Annotated in this window: 12 protein-coding genes; 1 reads left to right on the forward strand and 11 read right to left on the reverse strand. The window is 41.7% G+C overall.

The features are described from left to right. Nucleotides 1-7: 7 nt before the first annotated feature. The 5 genes from lolA to ACQY3F_RS08145 form a co-directional block, all read right to left on the reverse strand. The gene (lolA, locus tag ACQY3F_RS08125; RefSeq protein ID WP_428354363.1) at nt 8-622 is read right to left on the reverse strand and encodes an outer membrane lipoprotein chaperone LolA; all 615 of its coding nucleotides are present in this window, start codon (nt 620-622) and stop codon (nt 8-10) included. Continuing rightward, nucleotides 622-3,015: a penicillin-binding protein 1B gene (gene mrcB / locus ACQY3F_RS08130; protein WP_428354364.1), complete on the reverse strand. Its 2,394-nt coding sequence runs from the start codon at nt 3,013-3,015 to the stop codon at nt 622-624. Before mrcB ends, lolA begins: the two co-directional genes overlap by 1 nt. A gap of 3 nt (nt 3,016-3,018) precedes the next feature. Then, nucleotides 3,019-5,253 carry a DNA topoisomerase IV subunit A gene (gene parC, locus ACQY3F_RS08135; RefSeq protein ID WP_428354365.1) on the reverse strand — a complete coding sequence of 745 codons (2,235 nt, stop codon included), beginning with the start codon at nt 5,251-5,253 and terminating at the stop codon, nt 3,019-3,021. Between the two features lie 97 nt (nt 5,254-5,350). After that, on the reverse strand, nt 5,351-6,964 hold the full coding sequence (locus tag ACQY3F_RS08140) for a GTPase (RefSeq protein WP_428354366.1): 1,614 nt from the start codon (nt 6,962-6,964) through the stop codon (nt 5,351-5,353). Further along, nucleotides 6,945-8,663, reverse strand: coding sequence for a GTPase (locus tag ACQY3F_RS08145; protein WP_428354367.1), 1,719 nt, complete (start codon nt 8,661-8,663; stop codon nt 6,945-6,947). The genes ACQY3F_RS08140 and ACQY3F_RS08145 overlap by 20 nt, the downstream gene beginning before the upstream one ends. Nucleotides 8,664-8,976: 313 nt before the next feature. On the opposite strand from ACQY3F_RS08145, the gene ACQY3F_RS08150 reads away from it, so the two are divergent. Then, on the forward strand, nt 8,977-9,396 hold the full coding sequence (locus ACQY3F_RS08150; protein WP_428354368.1) for a hypothetical protein: 420 nt from the start codon (nt 8,977-8,979) through the stop codon (nt 9,394-9,396). Nucleotides 9,397-9,519: 123 nt separating this feature from the next. Here ACQY3F_RS08150 and ACQY3F_RS08155 read toward each other — a convergent pair whose 3' ends face one another. The 6 genes from ACQY3F_RS08155 to purL form a co-directional block, all read right to left on the reverse strand. Further along, nucleotides 9,520-10,365, reverse strand: coding sequence for a Fic family protein (locus ACQY3F_RS08155; protein ID WP_428354369.1), 846 nt, complete (start codon nt 10,363-10,365; stop codon nt 9,520-9,522). Nucleotides 10,366-10,828: 463 nt separating this feature from the next. Further along, nucleotides 10,829-11,029, reverse strand: a complete 201-nt coding sequence (locus ACQY3F_RS08160; RefSeq protein ID WP_428354370.1) for a hypothetical protein — start codon at nt 11,027-11,029, stop codon at nt 10,829-10,831. Next, nucleotides 11,026-11,475, reverse strand: coding sequence for a hypothetical protein (locus tag ACQY3F_RS08165; protein WP_428354371.1), 450 nt, complete (start codon nt 11,473-11,475; stop codon nt 11,026-11,028). Before ACQY3F_RS08165 ends, ACQY3F_RS08160 begins: the two co-directional genes overlap by 4 nt. 407 nt (nt 11,476-11,882) lie before the next feature. Then, nucleotides 11,883-12,179 (reverse strand): hypothetical protein, encoded by a 297-nt coding sequence (locus ACQY3F_RS08170; RefSeq protein WP_428354372.1) that lies wholly within the window; start codon nt 12,177-12,179, stop codon nt 11,883-11,885. Nucleotides 12,180-12,458: 279 nt separating this feature from the next. After that, on the reverse strand, nt 12,459-12,812 hold the full coding sequence (locus tag ACQY3F_RS08175; protein WP_428354373.1) for a hypothetical protein: 354 nt from the start codon (nt 12,810-12,812) through the stop codon (nt 12,459-12,461). Nucleotides 12,813-12,979: 167 nt separating this feature from the next. After that, the gene (gene purL, locus ACQY3F_RS08180) at nt 12,980-16,846 is read right to left on the reverse strand and encodes a phosphoribosylformylglycinamidine synthase (RefSeq protein WP_428354374.1); all 3,867 of its coding nucleotides are present in this window, start codon (nt 16,844-16,846) and stop codon (nt 12,980-12,982) included. Between the last annotated feature and the right edge of the window lie 40 nt (nt 16,847-16,886).

Below are 16,886 nucleotides of genomic sequence, written 5' to 3' on the forward strand. Positions count from 1 at the left end.
AGTCCAATTAACCCTCAAAAACATCCGTACCTTCAGGGGCAATAAACTCAAATGTATCAGGGGCTAATGACTTAGGTATAGTGATATTGGAAAAAATAATTTGTGTTAGCTGGCCAAAATTATCACTTAATTCCATTCCGTAAAGCATATCGCCTTTTAAGCCGACCAAAATATATTTAAAGCTACTATCGGTATTTTTAGGCGTTAATTTTAACCATAAGATATTGCCCTCTTCACTTTCCAGGCTTATCGTATATGTTTCATTTAAATCCACACTGCCACTCAGTAATAAAGCAGGCGTATCACCAATCGAGTCATCAATCTTCTTAATAATGAGCTGTTCCAGGTCTGCATCATAAAACCAGACTTTGCCATCTTTAGAAACGATTTGCTGGGCATAGGGCTGTATATAATTCCAGCGAAATTTACCCGGTTGTTGCAAATAAAATTCTCCCTGGCTAGTTTGCATAGCTTTGCCGGCTTCATCCAGGGATGTCTGGGTGAAATCCGCTTGCAGGTTTTTTGCCCGAGCTATAAAGGCTTGCAGTTTTTCTACTGGAGTTGTATCAGCATTAACAAAAGCTGACAGTAGCAGTAGGGAGATAGCTATTATATTTCGCATTAAAAATTTTCCTCTTTAAAATCGTTAAACCAGGTTTTTACTTTATTCATTGATGTACCTATGCATTCAGCGTTTTCACTAGGCTCGGAGCCACGTATAAAGGGATAGGCAATAATATCAGGACATAATTCATTGGCTTTAAGCCCTGAGTTTTTGTCTATCCAGACCGAAATAACCGAGTCAGGCCTGGATAATATCACTGATTGTGTTGCCACTTGACGCATTAACTCGGTCCACAGCTTTAATGAACCACTCGCACCGGTGACTCCAGTGGATTTATTATCATCCCGTCCGACCCAGAATACGGCCAGGTAATCCCCACTATAACCTGCAAACCAACTATCTTTCAGGTCGTTTGTCGTCCCAGTCTTACCGGCAAGCACTAGGTTTTTAGGCAATACTTTATACGCTGATTTCCCCGTTCCTTCACGCATGACTTCCTGTAACACAGTATTGGTTAAATACGTTGCGGCTGGATCCAGTTTCTGCCGCAGTGCATAAGGGTAACGCTGGAGTACGGTGCCATCCTGAGATAATACCGCACTAATGGAGCGTAACGGCATGGCAAATCCATCGCCCGCTAAAGTTTGATACATTTGCGTCACTTCAAACGGAGTCAATGTTAATGAACCCAGCAGCATAGAAGGAAATAAATTGATCGGGCGCGAAACACCGGTTTCGCGCAGCGTTTTAGCAATACGCCCTACCCCGATATCCATGCCTAAACGCACTGTTGCCAGGTTATATGACTGCGCTAAAGCCCTATGCAAAGGGACTTCACCATGCTCTTTACGAGCGTAATTTTTAGGCTTCCATAGCTTACCTTTTTCAGCCTTAACTTCTATATGCGTATCGCTTATCGGAGTAATCAAGGTGTATTTGTCGGGATATTCCAGCGCAGTTAAATACACCAGCGGCTTAATCAAAGATCCAATCGGGCGTACGGCATTCAAGGCTCTGTTGAAACCCACCCCCTGACTATCTCTGCCACCTGCCAACGCGACAATTTCCCCGGTATCTCTACGGGTAACAATGGCGGCGGCTTCTAGCTTGTTTGACTGCTTGCGCCGCTCAATTTCAACGAGCTTATGCTCTATACTGAAATCCAGTGCATCCTGTACCTTGCTATCCAGCGTGGTAAAAACACTCAAGCCTTCTGAGGTTAAATCCTGTTCATTATATTCCTGGGTTAACTGGCGTTTAACCAGATCAATAAAGGAAGGGTAACGATTCGCCGGTCGGTGAGCATAGGCTACAACGTTGATAGGCTTTTGCATGGCCTGTTGCGCTTGCTTGTCGGTAATATCTCCATGCGCGAGCATTTCATCCAGTACCAGGTTGCGGCGCTTTAAAGCACGTTCTGGTTTTTTACGCAGGTCATAATAGCTGGGGCCGCGCACCAGGGCAATTAAAGCAGTTACCTGATCTAAAGGGAGTTTATTTAGGGGTCTGGAAAAGTAAAATTCACTAGCCAGGCCAAAGCCGTGTATCGCATGTGCGCCATCCTGGCCTAAGTAGACTTCATTTAAATAAGCTTCCAGAATCTCACCTTTACTAAAGCGATATTCCAGAATAACCGCCATTAAAGCCTCATTAATTTTACGCACCAGACTGCGCTCAGGCGTTAAATAAAAGTTTTTAACTAACTGCTGGGTAATCGTACTTCCCCCCTGCACCAACTTTCCGGCGCGCAAGTTCATCCACATCGCGCGGGCAATACCTTTAAAGGAAATACCGCCATGTTGATAAAAATCCCGGTCTTCGGTTGCCAGTAGGCCTTGAATCAAGAATTTAGGTACCTCGTCCAGTTTAACTAACACTCTATCTTCTTTATGCGCAGGATAGAAACTCCCAATCTGTACAGGATCCAGGCGCACAATGGCAAGTTCATTGCCAGTTTCCATCTCTTTGATCGAGCGTACTTCGTCCGCAGCAAACGTGATGCGTATATATTGCACATCCTGAGTTTTATCCCAGAACACAAACTGACGGGTCTTTAGGCTGATAGTTTGTGCTTTTTTATAATAAGTCGCCTGGGAAGAAAGCTTGCTATCAGAGCGGTAGTGTAGCTTTTTTAGCAGGGTTAATAATTGTTGCGCACTCATTTTTGAACCCGAATAGACCTCAACCGGGCTAGCATAAACACGCGCAGGAATTGCCCAGCGTTTGCCTTCGAATTGCTCCCTGACGGTATAATCCAGATATCCCAGATAGCAGATAAACACAAAAACAAAAAACGCAGAAAATTTAAGCAAGGGCATTTTTATCCATTGCCATACTTTGTGCCGCATCGTTGGCTTTTGTTTAGCTCTGGATTTCCTCTTTGCCGTTTTTGCAGACTGTCTGGGTTTTCTAGGCTTAGCAGGTTTCTGAGGTTTTTTTCTTTCAGCCATTGACTATTCTGCACTCATTATTTGATCGACACGCTGAAAACCTCGGGGTAAACCATGCCCGCGTTTTGCTCTGACACCTAGATAGTTTTCCAGATCGGCAGGTTTTAAGGTTAGGGTGCGTTTGCCTGAAATTAGTTTTAAATTAGCATTTTCAGCAATCACAGTGACAGCAACCACTTTATCACTACCCGTTGCGAAATCAGCAGGGTTAACTTGCACCAACTTATTCCCTTTTCCTTTTGTAAGCGAAGGCAATGCTGCAGCAGGGAAAATTAAAAGTCGGCCTTGTAAAGTCACTACCGCGATCAGGTCATCACTTTGCGGAATTTTAACAGGTGTTAGCAAAGCAACCCCTGATGCCAAGGTAACTACGGCCTTACCTGCCTTGTTTTTTGAAACCCAGTCTTTTAATTGCACGCGAAATCCGTACCCCATATCGCTTACCATCAATATCCAGTCATCCTCATGCCCAGCCCAGAGGTGGGTGAACAAGGATCCGGCTGAAGGTTTTAAGCGGCCGGTTAACGGCTCACCCTGGCTACGAGCGGAAGGCAAATCATGGGTCGTTGTCGTATAAACGCGCCCGGATGTATCTAGCACAAATACAGGTTGTGTGGTGCGGCCCAACACTGAGCCCAGAAAAGCATCGCCCGAACGATAATTGAGTGCATGCGCATCAACATCATGTCCTTTAGCTGCACGTATCCAGCCCTTTTGTGATAACACAATAGTCACCGGCTCATTAGCAATTAATGCCGTCGCGTTTAAAGCCTGAGCTGCTCCTCTCTCGACTATAAATGAGCGTCGCTCATCACCATATTTATCGGCATCCAGCAAGATTTCTTTTTTGATTAAACGATTTAATAAACGTGCTGAACCTAGAATTTTTTGTAAATAAGCACGCTCTTTTTCCAGCTCAGCCTGCTCACCAATAATCGCCATTTCCTCCAGCTTGGCTAGATGGCGTAATTTTAATTCCAGAATAGCTTCAGCCTGGGTATCACTAATGCGAAAGCGTTCCATTAACACAGGTTTGGGTTTATCCTCACTGCGGATAATCGCAATCACTTCATCAATATTTAAAAACGCTATTAATAAGCCCTCTAAAATATGCAGGCGGGCTAAAACTTTATCCAGACGATGTTGCAATCGTCTGCGCACGGTTTCGGTGCGAAAGGTTAACCATTCCGTTAGGATCTCATGCAGCCCTTTTACTTTAGGCTTACCATTTAAGCCAATCATATTCAGATTGACACGGTAGCTTCTTTCCAGGTCAGTCGTGGCAAATAAATGCGACATAATGCCTTCGACATCCGCACGTTTGGATTTAGGCATCACTACTAATCGTGTGGGATTTTCATGATCAGATTCATCGCGTAAATCTTCGATCATCGGCAATTTCTTTGCCTGCATCTGTGCAGCTATCTGCTCCAGTAATTTAGCGCCAGACACCTGATGCGGCAAGGCGGTAATAATAATATTATGCTCTTCCAGCTCATACTTGGCACGCATGCGAACAGAGCCATTACCAGAGATATATATTTTCTGAATATCTTCGCGGCTACTGATGATTTCAGCATCGGTGGGATAATCCGGGCCTTGAATAAATTTAAACAAATCTTCCAGACTCGCTTTGGGTTCATCGAGTAAATGCACACAGGCATTCGCCACTTCGCGAAGATTGTGCGGTGGAATATCGGTCGCCATCCCCACAGCAATTCCCATCGTGCCATTGAGCAGGATATTGGGTAATCGATCCGGCAAAATTGCAGGTTCTTTTAAAGTGCCATCAAAATTATCCAGCCAATCCACCGTCCCCTGCCCTAATTCACTGAGCAAAGTTTGCGCATAAGCGGTTAAGCGCGATTCGGTATAGCGCATTGCGGCAAAGGATTTGGGATCATCAGGTGAACCCCAGTTGCCTTGTCCATCAACCAGCGGATAACGATATGAAAAAGGTTGCGCCATTAACACCATGGCTTCATAACAAGCAGAATCGCCGTGTGGGTGATATTTCCCCAAGACATCCCCGACCGTACGCGCAGATTTTTTATGCTTAGATATCGCACTCAGTCCTAACTCCGACATGGCATATACGATGCGTCGTTGCACAGGTTTGAGGCCATCGCCTATATGCGGTAATGCACGATCTAAAATAACGTACATGGAATAATCCAGGTAGGCCTTTTCGGTAAAGTCTTTTAGCGGGATTTGTTCAAAATTATCCTGGATACCCATGTAGTGTGCGACTATTTCTATTGATTATTAAAAAGTGACATCTATATTATCTTATTGTAACTTGCTTGGTAAGTTGAATTTAAAACTCAGATAAAAATCACAACAACATTCTTTCCAGTGAACTATTCTCTGGCACCTCAATTACTTGACTGCTACTTTGATGACACTGCTGGATGATTGCTTCAGCTTGCTGGCGTAATGCTTGCTGACTTTGAGCATTATCTTTAATCTCTTGCAACACAGCTAATTCCAGAGTTTGTAATGCGCTAATAAAGCCTCGATTCAAACCTTTTAAAGCCGCTTTTTCTATGGAAGGCTGGAGTTTTTTCTGCAGGAAATACGGAAATAACCAGGCGATAGCAATTAGCATAATGCTATTTATCGCAAAGTCTGTCCCTACATAATGCGGGACTTCTTCCAGACTGCTTTCATAAAACTCAATAAAAACCTGATAACCGACCCAGCCCATCGCAGCAATAGGTAACACTACTTCTGCGATTTGCGCTATTTTTATTATCGAGCGCTGTAAAACATTGCCTGGTTTTATCAGTGCTTTACGTACCGATAACAGCGTTTTTTCTTCTATTACTTTTTCAGCATTAGCACGTACAGGCAGTAACTGTTGCTTGAGTGGCATCACCGGAATTTTAAGTAGATCAGCCTGTAAAACTAAAGCATCTAGCGCATCATCAAAACGTGTTTGCGCCCATTTATCCCATAAGCGCTGGTGCAGGTAGGGTTCATCCTGTTTATGTGCCAGGTCGCCACTATGTTGAGCATAATAAGCCGCCATCTGCTGTTGAGGCAAAACAGTCGCTTCGACTAAAAGTCGTTGTAACTCACGTCCCTGCTTATGCCAGAAGGCAATTAATTCCTCGCTAACATTATCAGCACCCAAAAGCTCTACAGAAGACTGTAATACTTTGCTTAATTCTTGCTTGCGTACCTGTTGACCTCTTAATTCCAGTTGTTGAATAGTATTTTCAGTTGCCAGATCCTGTAAACTTGTCTCCAAGGCAACAAATTCATCTAGCGGGGTTGTTGCTGCATCCATTGCACAGCAGGTTTGATAAACCAGGGGATTATCAAAACCAGCTGTGCCCAACTGTTTAACAAAGTCTTCGTATTGTCCGGCCTGCCCCCGGTCCGATTGATTCAAGACAAAAATCCAGGCATGTCTGCCGCCCTCGGCTTTTAGAATCTGCCAGGCTTTACTATCACGATAGCGTTCAGGGCTGACTACATAGATTAGAACATCGATATGCGGTAGCCACTCTAAGACTAGTTGCTGATTACTTTGTTCGGTACTGTCAAAGTCAGGCATATCTACCCAGATAATATGCTTGTTATTTTCTTCCGAGTGCTGCGCAATCTTGATTTTTTCCAGCGGTAAACGATCAGGTAAATGCGCAATCTTCACACTGCTATGATGAAATAAAGTCACTTCTCTGGACGTAGGTCTAACGACGCCTGTCAATGCGACCTGCTTACCCGCCAGACGATTTAATAAGGTGCTTTTCCCTACGCCAGTGCCGCCCAGAAAAGCAACAATTAATGGCCTTGAGCTAGCATCAGTAAACAAGCTATCGGGTGTACGTGCATCATATTCCAGTACCGGGTTTAATGCTGTAGTTGATGCCCAGGAGCTATCTACAACTTTTTGTGCCCAGTGCTTAGCCTGAACGACCAAATCAGAGTATTCGTAATCCATGCCGCTTTTGTTCCAATTGTGTTTCTGCTTCAGCAAGCTGACTAGAAGAAATATTAAAATAAGTGTTATGCATCATTTTTTCTGGCAAGTCTTGTAGTTCCTGTTGTAATACTAGAGTAAACAGTTGATGCTTTACCGCGTTCAATTGTTGCTGCTTCAATTCAGTTTCGGCACGTTGCAGATAGCCACCTATGGCACTTTCGGCTAAATAGGAAGTCACTGACAACATAGCGGGGGCAATCAGCAAATCATGCAAACCAATACCTCCTGCCTGTACAGCTAATGCTAACATTGCAGCATCTGCAGTAACGCGGGTCGCGCGCAATCCATTTAATAGTGCGGGATGCTCTTCTAGTTGATGATATAAGCCCTGCGCGGTATTTTCTATTTGCTGCTTAAAGCCTTGATGATAAGTCTCTGTGCTTTCTGCAAAATGATGCAAAATAGGAGTTTTTTCCTGTCTTAGCTGGCTATTTATTGCTTTCCACCATTTGTTATTAGCCTGAGTCTGGTCAATCTGATCTAACACCTTATCTCCCAACTGCAAGAATACATGCTCGGAAATTTGCTGCAAGACAACGGTTTCCTGGGTTTTTGGATAAACCTGGTCGTATTTTTTCTTGCCTAACGCAAAAACCTTACGCAAAGGCCAGGCTAATATTTTTCTACTTTGTGCGATAACATTTGCCAAGCCGGGAACTTCCAGCAAGGTAAGCAGTTTTGCCAAAGCATTTTGAAAGGTATCGTAATGTTGCGGATGATCGAGGTAATCTCGTTGATATTCAATAATGGCTTCTTTAATAGCCTGATCAATCAGAATCTGCCAGGTCGTTTGTGCTTCTAACTCAGATCTGACCGGTGCTAACCAGGACTGCCAATAATGCTTAATATAATTATTCGCAGCCGCCTCATTTTTTTTTCGCTTCACCTGACGCATAGTGCGTTGCAATAAGTTAATGAGTTCAGTTTGACGCTCTTCCGGCACTTCGTCTTTGCTAAATAAGATAGGCATTATGCTGGGAATTTTGTCTTGCCGAATCTGCTGCCAACGCTCTTTAAAGGAATCGACTACCAGCGTTTGAGAGTCAGCTACCAGCTTATTAATAACCACCACTAGAGGTTGATTCAAAGGTTCAATCAAGGCCAGAGTGTCCCAAACTAACTGATCCGCGTACTTTTCTTTACTCACCACCAGCACTAAAACATCAGCAAGCGCCAGTGACTTTAAAACGCCCTCTCGATACCTTTGTGCATCAATTGAGTCAAAATCAGGCGTATCCCAAAGCATACAGTCGGGAAGGGTAGTGGTTGCGATAGGGTTTAGCGAATAACTGGCATATTGCTCAGGATCCAGAGATGATTGCTGAACTTCTCTGAAGGTTGAAAAATATTGCTCAATATAGTCCAGATCACTGACCTGTAAATTCACTGCAAAACCCTGTGGATGAACGGTATAACCCGCTAATGGGCTAACACCTGCAGCATCCTGGTTTAACAGTAAATTAACAACGGTGCTTTTACCCGATTGCGTTGGCCCCATCACCGCAATATTCACGGGTAAGCTCCCTTGTTCTACCAGGTAAATTTTATGCACAAAAGATTCAACCAGAATTAATTGCTCAATACTTGTTTGAAAGGTAGTCCATTGTGTACTTTCTTCAGCTAACCCGGATTGAATAATCTGGTAGCGCTGTTTCAAATTTGTAATAAATTCCAGCATTGATATTGGCTTATGTATATAATTACATAGTTAAATACTATGTTAAAGTCTAGCGATTCAACTAAGGCAAATCAGTTGAAAAGAGGCCTGTAGCACAAGTTTGGTTCCATAATCGTTTAAAGTTCGCGCTTAACCTTAGTTAAGCACGTATTTTCAGCGACGATGAAGTCAAGCACTTGAGTTAGAAACAGTGAGCAATCATTTTTAGTTTCAAGGCAAATCCAGACGGACAATGTATTATAGTCAAATATTTAAAATAAAAATAAATAATACTTAACGAGGACATTTTAGTATGCGCATATTTTCAATTATCTTTATTTCTTTTAGCATTTTATTATCTACCGGTTGTAGTAGTGGCGGAGAGATAAACGGACGTAGTTTTAAAACAGCCCTGGATTCAGTCAAAAGAATAAAAGGACGCTTACCTCAGGAAAAAAGAATTGCCTTTGAACTATCTTTCTGGGCATTACGTACTGCCTATAGAAATAATTCTGAATTTCTTGATATCGTCGGCGGTAAATCACCCGACGAATTAATTGAAGTGGGTAAAGAAGTTTTTGAAACACGCAAGGCCGAAGGTTTTAAAGAATACCAGCAATATGCTAACTGGGACGATATGATTGCCAAATATGCCCGGGAACGTGAACAACAGAATATAAAAAAGAAGCGCGATCCCCGGGATAAAGAAAACAGCGTTTTATACAAACTTTAAGACTTAACCTACAGAGCAGGCTTCATCAGAATTACCCGGCCTGCTCGCATAAATTTGAATTCAAATTCGTAATTAATAGCAAATCCCCCTCACTGTTGCAAAAGAATCATAAATTCAAAGTCTTTATTTTTCTGATGTTAAGTCATTAATAACCTTTTCATAAGTCTCTATGAGCTCAGTGCTAATAAAGCGAATGAAAGGTATTAAATCGCCGTTATCAGCTTTAGATAAGGCATCAAGATACATCCTTTTCTTATCATTTCTAACGACAACAGGGAAAAAGCCATTTTTTAATAAAATAAGGTTCATCAATATTCTAGCTCCCCTGCCATTGCCATCATCAAAAGCGTGAATACGAACTAGGTTATAATGAGCTACTGCGGCTATATAAAGAGGATGTAACGTATTTTTTTTGTCATTAATCCAAGTAATAAGATCTTCCATCTGATCTTTTACATTCATTGGGTCAACATACCAATGGATTGTTCCATCAGCCTGTAAAACGTGATTGGACTGCTGTTTATACTCACCTGATGTCAGTCTTTTTTTGACTTTCTCACCTTGACTATTTTGTGCAACGGTATAGGTAACTCCTGATAGTAACAAAGCATTGATTTCTTTTAATACATATTCATTAATATCCCGCTTATTACTGACGAGTTCATAAAGATAATCAATCGCTTCAACATGGTTTTTAGCATCAAGAAAATCTTTAAATGGCTTCCCTTCAACCGTTAAACCTTCACTGATAAAAAAAAATGTTTCGCCTAAAGTAAGGGTGCTTCCTTCCATGCTATTTGAATTATAAGTCCAATCAACTTTTAACTTTTTAGCAATGATATTCCAAAGCGAATCATCATTACTTTTTAATGAGTTTATTTTGTCATTAAGGGAGGAAGCCTTGCTAAACAAGTATTCAATATCTGTCGTTATTTCCTGGTCATAGAATTTATTTGTGTCCTCAGTCATTTCTTTGTCTCAAAAACTATTTGCTATATATATATAGCAGCTATAGTAATAAATTGTGTTCAATATATAAAAAACCGTTCAGGATTTGTTATGACAAACGCAGGGCGAAACAGGGAATCGCTGATTTTAATCAGTCCCGTTAAGCTTCTGCCACGTTGTGGGCTTGGGAGCCCAAAATGAGCTTTCGAAAAAGTAGAGACAACCCGGTTTCTTTTAATGTGTAGCCATGGGAAAGATAGATTTGACTGAGCTATCAAAATTTAAGCATATTTTCAATAGTGTTTATCACCTTAACACCAAAGTCACCTGTCTTTATCGGATGAATTTTATAGTTATGTTGAATCGCTATATCTCAAACTTATAATTCAGCGTGCCAGTATTTAATTCAATCAGCATACTAGAGCTTGGAAATTATATACTCCACTTGAAATTTTTAATCTGGGGTCTTTTTTCAATCATCAAATCAATCACTAAAAACATCATTAAAAAATGATTCTTTATCCAGTCCATTTTGCCAAGTCTGATGACGCTTTAATGAATCTTTACGTTTACGCTGCGGCATAGATAAAAAACGAGTTGCTTCAACCGGACCAAATTCCCGCATTAATACCTGAACAGCTTTTTCTATTAATTGCTCTTCATTCATCATAATATGTTCATTCATTCCAAATTCTCCTGCGCACAAAATTCAACAGGTGTTAATACCATAACATCTACTTTTTCTCTTTTTGAACGTTTAATAAGTCGATCATCACAACTGATAAAATAATCGGCATTTTCTTCAGCAAAAGCCACATGCGCCGCATCTGCTACTCCTAAACCAGCATTAACTAATTCATCAGCACGTTTTCTGATAGCCTGAAAATTGCCACTACATCGTTTACCATTTTGGTAAATTGTCTCTATAATCTCAGTTCTTTCCAGTATATCATTAATTGCTGCTATTTCTTTTTCATGAACTTTAGAATAATGCAACTCATAACTTCCATCTCGAATTGCCTGCATAATTAAAAAATAGCTATCAGTTTCTAGTCGAACACGCATTCTATACTGATCATCAAAAGGACGACACAGTGTACATACATCAAGATATAATTTCGACTTACCCATATTCACTTTGTATCAATCATTGATTAACAGCTAGCCGCAGTATTGCTTCTTTAATGCTCTTCAAGAGACTTCAAGAGACTTCTAAGCTTTTTATCTTCAGAACACAGTCTAACTGCACCTTGAATTTTCCTCTTTAAATATACGAGAAATTCTAAGTATTCTGAATCGACTGGTATTCCAACTTTTGCCCAATTTAAACCTTGATATCCCAGCACATGATATGCATGTCCGCTTTGAGTTTCTCGCCTAATAATTATAGTTTAATAGTTTCATCTATTAAATCCTTAGAATTTTTGACTGAGCTAACAAAAATTAAGCATATTTTCAATAGTGTTTATCACCTTAACGTTCGCAATAAGCCGACATGCTTTTTGTGATTGGATTTATCAGCTTGTTAAATTTTTTTATTAGATTAACTCATCTGGCAATTCAGGGAGCGCTTTTAGGTTTTTTAAATATCTTTTATTATTGTATGGCTCTTGATGTTTAAGTGCCCCAAATATTTCTATAGATAAAACACTTGCAATATACCTCATTGCATTTTCTCTTGTTTCACCCTTTTTAATTAATCTTTCTAATGTTTCGCTGGTTTCAGGTGGATTGTTATCTTTTATCTGATTTTGAACTATTTGTACAATTTCCTCACCTGCCATTTGACCGTTTGCTGATTTAGCCTGCACAATTTGTTCTTTATCTTTTTTCATTTTTTAATAAAACAAGGGGTCTATGAAACACGTCTAACAGTATTTATGTGCACGTTTAACCTAAAGCGGACTTAGGAATGTGCATGAAATAACTTAGTCAACCTGGAAGCGGGATCTTTAGTCCCGCATGGAAATGGCGGGACTAAAGATCCCGCTTCTATTACTTATTGTAGTTTTTTTTGGAAAAAATCGAAACTTAAGCAAGTGATGGGTAATATTAATAGCAAGCACCCAAAGCTAATCAACTCATGAGTGCTTAATAATGCTAAGTATTAAGAATTATAACTTAAGTGAGTTATACCCATGTTTTGCTTTTTCTAATTCTGCCTTAGCCGCTTCTGGTTCTGACTTTTTTAAATGTTTCTTAGCTGATGTAAAGTGAGCGGAAAGTCTACCTATTTTTGGAGCATTTTGCTCACTATTCAACATTTTTTTTCCTCTTTTCGCTTGTTTAATAGATTCCATCGCAGCAGGATAATCATTAGCATCTATTTGCTGAATCGCAGCATCAATATTGGTATTAATTTGCTGGAGCCCGGCGTCATTTTTTTGCAGCGCAAATGCAACTGATGAAAAAGAACCTAAAGAAAAGGCTATTAAGAAGGCGATCATAGTGCTTTTTAATGTATTCATAAATGTTGACCTCGTTGTAGTTATAATAATTAAAGACACATAACAATTATGTACTAACGGCTATATGCCAAATCCGATTTTAACACAAGCCGTATCTTAATCATACGATTAACCTTGGTAGTTGAGAAGCCTCATAAGAGTTAAAGTTTTCATTTAAAAATATAGATTTATCCAACCCAAACACGTGCATTTCTAAACATACGTAACCAGGCCCCATCTTCTTTCCAGTTACTAGGCTGCCATGAATTCTGCAGAGCTCTAAAGCAACGCTCTGGATGCGGCATCATAATGGTAAAACGGCCATCCTTTGTGGTTAAGCCTGTTATGCCTTCGGGTGAGCCGTTGGGGTTCATGGGGAAATCTTCAGTATATTCGCCATAATTATCCACATAATTCAGCGCTACCAAAGCCTGCTGCTGATCATTCGCGGAAAAATCCGCTCGCCCTTCCCCGTGTGCAATCACAACGGGAATACTTGAACCTGCCATACCTTTAAGCAATATAGAAGGTGACTCCTGAACTTTGACCATTGCCACACGTGCTTCAAATTGTTCTGAATGATTACGCATAAATTTTGGCCAGTGTTCTGCGCCGGGTATTAATTCTTTTAAACCGGATAACATCTGGCAGCCATTACAAACGCCTAAGCCGAAGGTATCGCTACGCTGGAAGAATGCGGAAAATTCATTTCTGGCGCGTTCATTAAATAAGATAGACTTAGCCCAACCCCCACCGGCACCCAGCACATCTCCAAAGGAAAAACCACCGCAAGCGACCAGGCCAACAAAGTCTTTAAGGCTGACTCTGCCGCTGATAATATCGGTCATATGTACATCGATACTGGTAAAACCTGCCTTATCAAACGCGGCGGCCATTTCGACATGACCATTTACGCCCTGCTCTCTTAAAATAGCTACTCGCGGCCGTACCGAAGAAAATGGCATAGCGATATTGTCATTAATATCAAAGCTTAAGTGAGCTGTTAAACCCGGGTCCTTATCATCACTAATACGATCAAATTGCTGCTTAGCGCAGCTAGGATTATCACGCAGGGCTTGCATACGATAACTTACTTCTGACCAGCATTGTTGCAATTCAGCGCGGCTGGTAGTATAGACAAGCTCACCCGCATAGCTGATATTAAGTTGCTGTGACTCCTCTGTTACCCAGCCAATTAGATGCGTGCACTCAGAAAGACCAGCCGCTTCAAAAACATCTAATACAGCATCACAGTCGCTTTGCTTAACCTGAACCACAGCACCCAGTTCTTCATTAAACAAGGTCGCTAATACATCTTCACCCAAACGATCTAGTTCTAGCTCTGCGCCTTTACGTCCGGCAAAAATCATTTCTGCAACGGTTGTAAGCAATCCACCATCGGAACGATCATGATAAGCTAATAGCTTAGCATCAGCATTCAGGGTTTGAATGCTATTAAAGAAAGCTTTAAATAAATCAGTGTCATCCAGATCAGTGACTTCATTACCCATTTGCCCCGTTACCTGAGCTAATACCGATCCACCCAGGCGATTTTTCCCTTGGCCTAAATCAATCAGCACTAACACACTATCTGCATTTTTTAATTCAGGCGTTAGGGTGTTAGTAATATCAGTTACCGGTGCAAAAGCAGTAATAATTAACGATAGTGGCGAGGTCATGGTCGTCTCACGCCCCGCTTCATTCCACACGGTTTTCATGGATAGCGAATCTTTACCCACGGGGATGGCAATGCCTAGTTCAGGGCAGATTTCCATACCTACGGTTTTTACAGTGTCATATAGCGCAGCATCTTCGCCGGGACTCCCGGCCGCAGCCATCCAGTTAGCAGAAATTTTGATATGCTTAAGAGATTCGATTTGCGCAGCCGCTAAATTCGTCAAGGACTCTGCAATGGCCATACGTCCCGATGCCGGCGCATTAACAACCGCAAGAGGTGTACGTTCACCCATTGCCATTGCTTCACCCGTTAGCGCATGAAAACCCGACGCTGTTACTGCAACATCTGCTACGGGTATTTGCCAGGGGCCTACCATTTGATCGCGAGCTACCAATCCAGTTACCGATCGATCACCGATATGAATTAAAAAACTTTTATCAGCAACGGCAGGAAAACTTAACACACGTTTTACCGCCTCTTTGATATCCAGGCCTTTGAAATCGAGAGCTTTATGCTCTGTTTCAAGATGCGTCACATCACGATGTAGTTTTGGAGATTTACCAAATAATACAGACATAGGTAAATCAACTGGCTTATTGCCAAACAGCTCATCAGTTAATGTTAAATGCTCTGCATCGGTGGCTTTGCCAATGACCGAATACAAACAATGCTCGCGCGCGCAGAAGAATTCAAATAAGTCTAACGATTCAGGTTTTATCGCAACCACATAACGTTCTTGCGCTTCATTACACCAGATTTGCATCGGTGACATGCCTTTATCGTCGCTATTTACTTTGCGTAATTCAAAGCGTCCACCTTGTTCACAATCATGAATAATCTCAGGCACTGCATTGGATAATCCACCCGCACCAATATCATGAATTGATACGACCGGAGTCTCTTCACCTAATGCATTACAGTGATTAATTACTTCCTGACAGCGACGTTCCATTTCTGGGTTTTCGCGTTGCACAGAGGCAAAATCCAACTCGGCCGCACTTTCGCCTGAGGCTTGTGATGAAGCCGCGCTACCGCCCAAACCGATTAACATTGCCGGGCCGCCTAATATAATAATCAGCGAACCCGCAGGAATCTTATGCTTATCTACCAGCATAGGGCGTATATTTCCCATGCCGCCAGCAATCATGATCGGTTTATGATAACCGCGCAATTTATCGCCTGTGCTACCTTCGACCACTTGTTCAAAGCTACGGAAATAACCGGCAATATTGGGCCGGCCAAATTCATTATTAAACGCTGCACCGCCAAGTGGCCCATTGAGCATAATATCCAGTGCAGACGCTATGCGCTCAGGCTTGCCATAATCAGTTTCCCACGGCTGAACAAAGCCAGGAATTTTTAAATGCGAGACAGTAAATCCCGTCAGTCCTGCTTTGGTTGCTGAGCCTCGGCCGGTTGCACCTTCATCACGAATTTCACCCCCTGAACCAGTTGCTGCACCGGGGTATGGTGAAATGGCAGTTGGGTGGTTGTGGGTTTCCACCTTCATTAATAAGTGTGCTGCTTCTTGCGTGTATGAATATTCACCCGTCTGCGGGTTGCGAATAAAAACATCGGCGGTCGAGCCCTCCGCTACCGAAGCATTATCGCTATAAGCAGATAAAATACCTTCGGGATTTTTCTCAGCGGTATTACGAATCATGCTAAATAATGATTTCGCCTGATCAGTACCATCAATAGTCCAGCTGGCATTAAAGATCTTATGCCGACAATGCTCTGAATTTGCCTGAGCAAACATCATTAATTCTACATCACTGGGGTTGCGCCCTAAGGCCTTAAAGCTATCAACCAAATAATCAATTTCATCATCCGACAAAGCCAGTCCTAAGACACTATTTGCTTGCACTAAAGCATCATGCCCTTGCTCTATAATTGCGACAGTGCTTATGGGCTGAGGTTGATGATGTGCAAAGAGATCAAGTTCTGCAATAGAATCCACCACAGTTTGCATCATCCGGTCATGTAATAAAGCATGTATCGCTTGCAACTTATCCGCATTAATCTTGGCACTACTATTCAGTGTGAATTCTGTACCACGTTCTAGGCGATTAATATTTAGCCCACAACGCTGAGCGATTTCTGTTGCTTTACTAGACCACGGGGAAATCGTTCCAGATCGCGGCACCATCCAGTAAGTCAGGTTGCCTTTTTGCTCTGAGCTCTCTGCTGTGGAACCATAAGCTAGTATCTGACGTAAAATTTTGTCATCTTCGGCACTGAGTTCATTGTCCACATCGGCAAAATGCACATAAGACGCTGAAATATTATTGATAGCAGGCTCTATTGCTTGTAAATCAGCCAATAATTTTTGGATTCTAAAGGTTGATAATGCGGAACTGCCAGGGATAGTAAGCATAGAAGATAGGGTAAGTAATAAATTCGTATTGGGATTATTA

This window comes from Methyloprofundus sp., assembly GCF_965251085.1.
In the GTDB taxonomy this organism is placed as follows: Bacteria; Pseudomonadota; Gammaproteobacteria; order Methylococcales; family Methylomonadaceae; genus Methyloprofundus.

Coding starts and splice junctions, on each gene's coding strand:
- lolA (WP_428354363.1), bottom strand. CDS start 622: ATGCGAAATATAATAGCTATCTCCCTACTGCTACTGTCAGCTTTTGTT.
- mrcB (WP_428354364.1), bottom strand. CDS start 3,015: ATGGCTGAAAGAAAAAAACCTCAGAAACCTGCTAAGCCTAGAAAACCC.
- parC (WP_428354365.1), bottom strand. CDS start 5,253: ATGGGTATCCAGGATAATTTTGAACAAATCCCGCTAAAAGACTTTACC.
- ACQY3F_RS08140 (WP_428354366.1), bottom strand. CDS start 6,964: ATGGATTACGAATACTCTGATTTGGTCGTTCAGGCTAAGCACTGGGCA.
- ACQY3F_RS08150 (WP_428354368.1), top strand. CDS start 8,977: ATGCGCATATTTTCAATTATCTTTATTTCTTTTAGCATTTTATTATCT.
- ACQY3F_RS08155 (WP_428354369.1), bottom strand. CDS start 10,365: ATGACTGAGGACACAAATAAATTCTATGACCAGGAAATAACGACAGAT.
- ACQY3F_RS08160 (WP_428354370.1), bottom strand. CDS start 11,029: ATGAATGAACATATTATGATGAATGAAGAGCAATTAATAGAAAAAGCT.
- ACQY3F_RS08165 (WP_428354371.1), bottom strand. CDS start 11,475: ATGGGTAAGTCGAAATTATATCTTGATGTATGTACACTGTGTCGTCCT.
- ACQY3F_RS08170 (WP_428354372.1), bottom strand. CDS start 12,179: ATGAAAAAAGATAAAGAACAAATTGTGCAGGCTAAATCAGCAAACGGT.
- ACQY3F_RS08175 (WP_428354373.1), bottom strand. CDS start 12,812: ATGAATACATTAAAAAGCACTATGATCGCCTTCTTAATAGCCTTTTCT.
- purL (WP_428354374.1), bottom strand. CDS start 16,846: ATGCTTACTATCCCTGGCAGTTCCGCATTATCAACCTTTAGAATCCAA.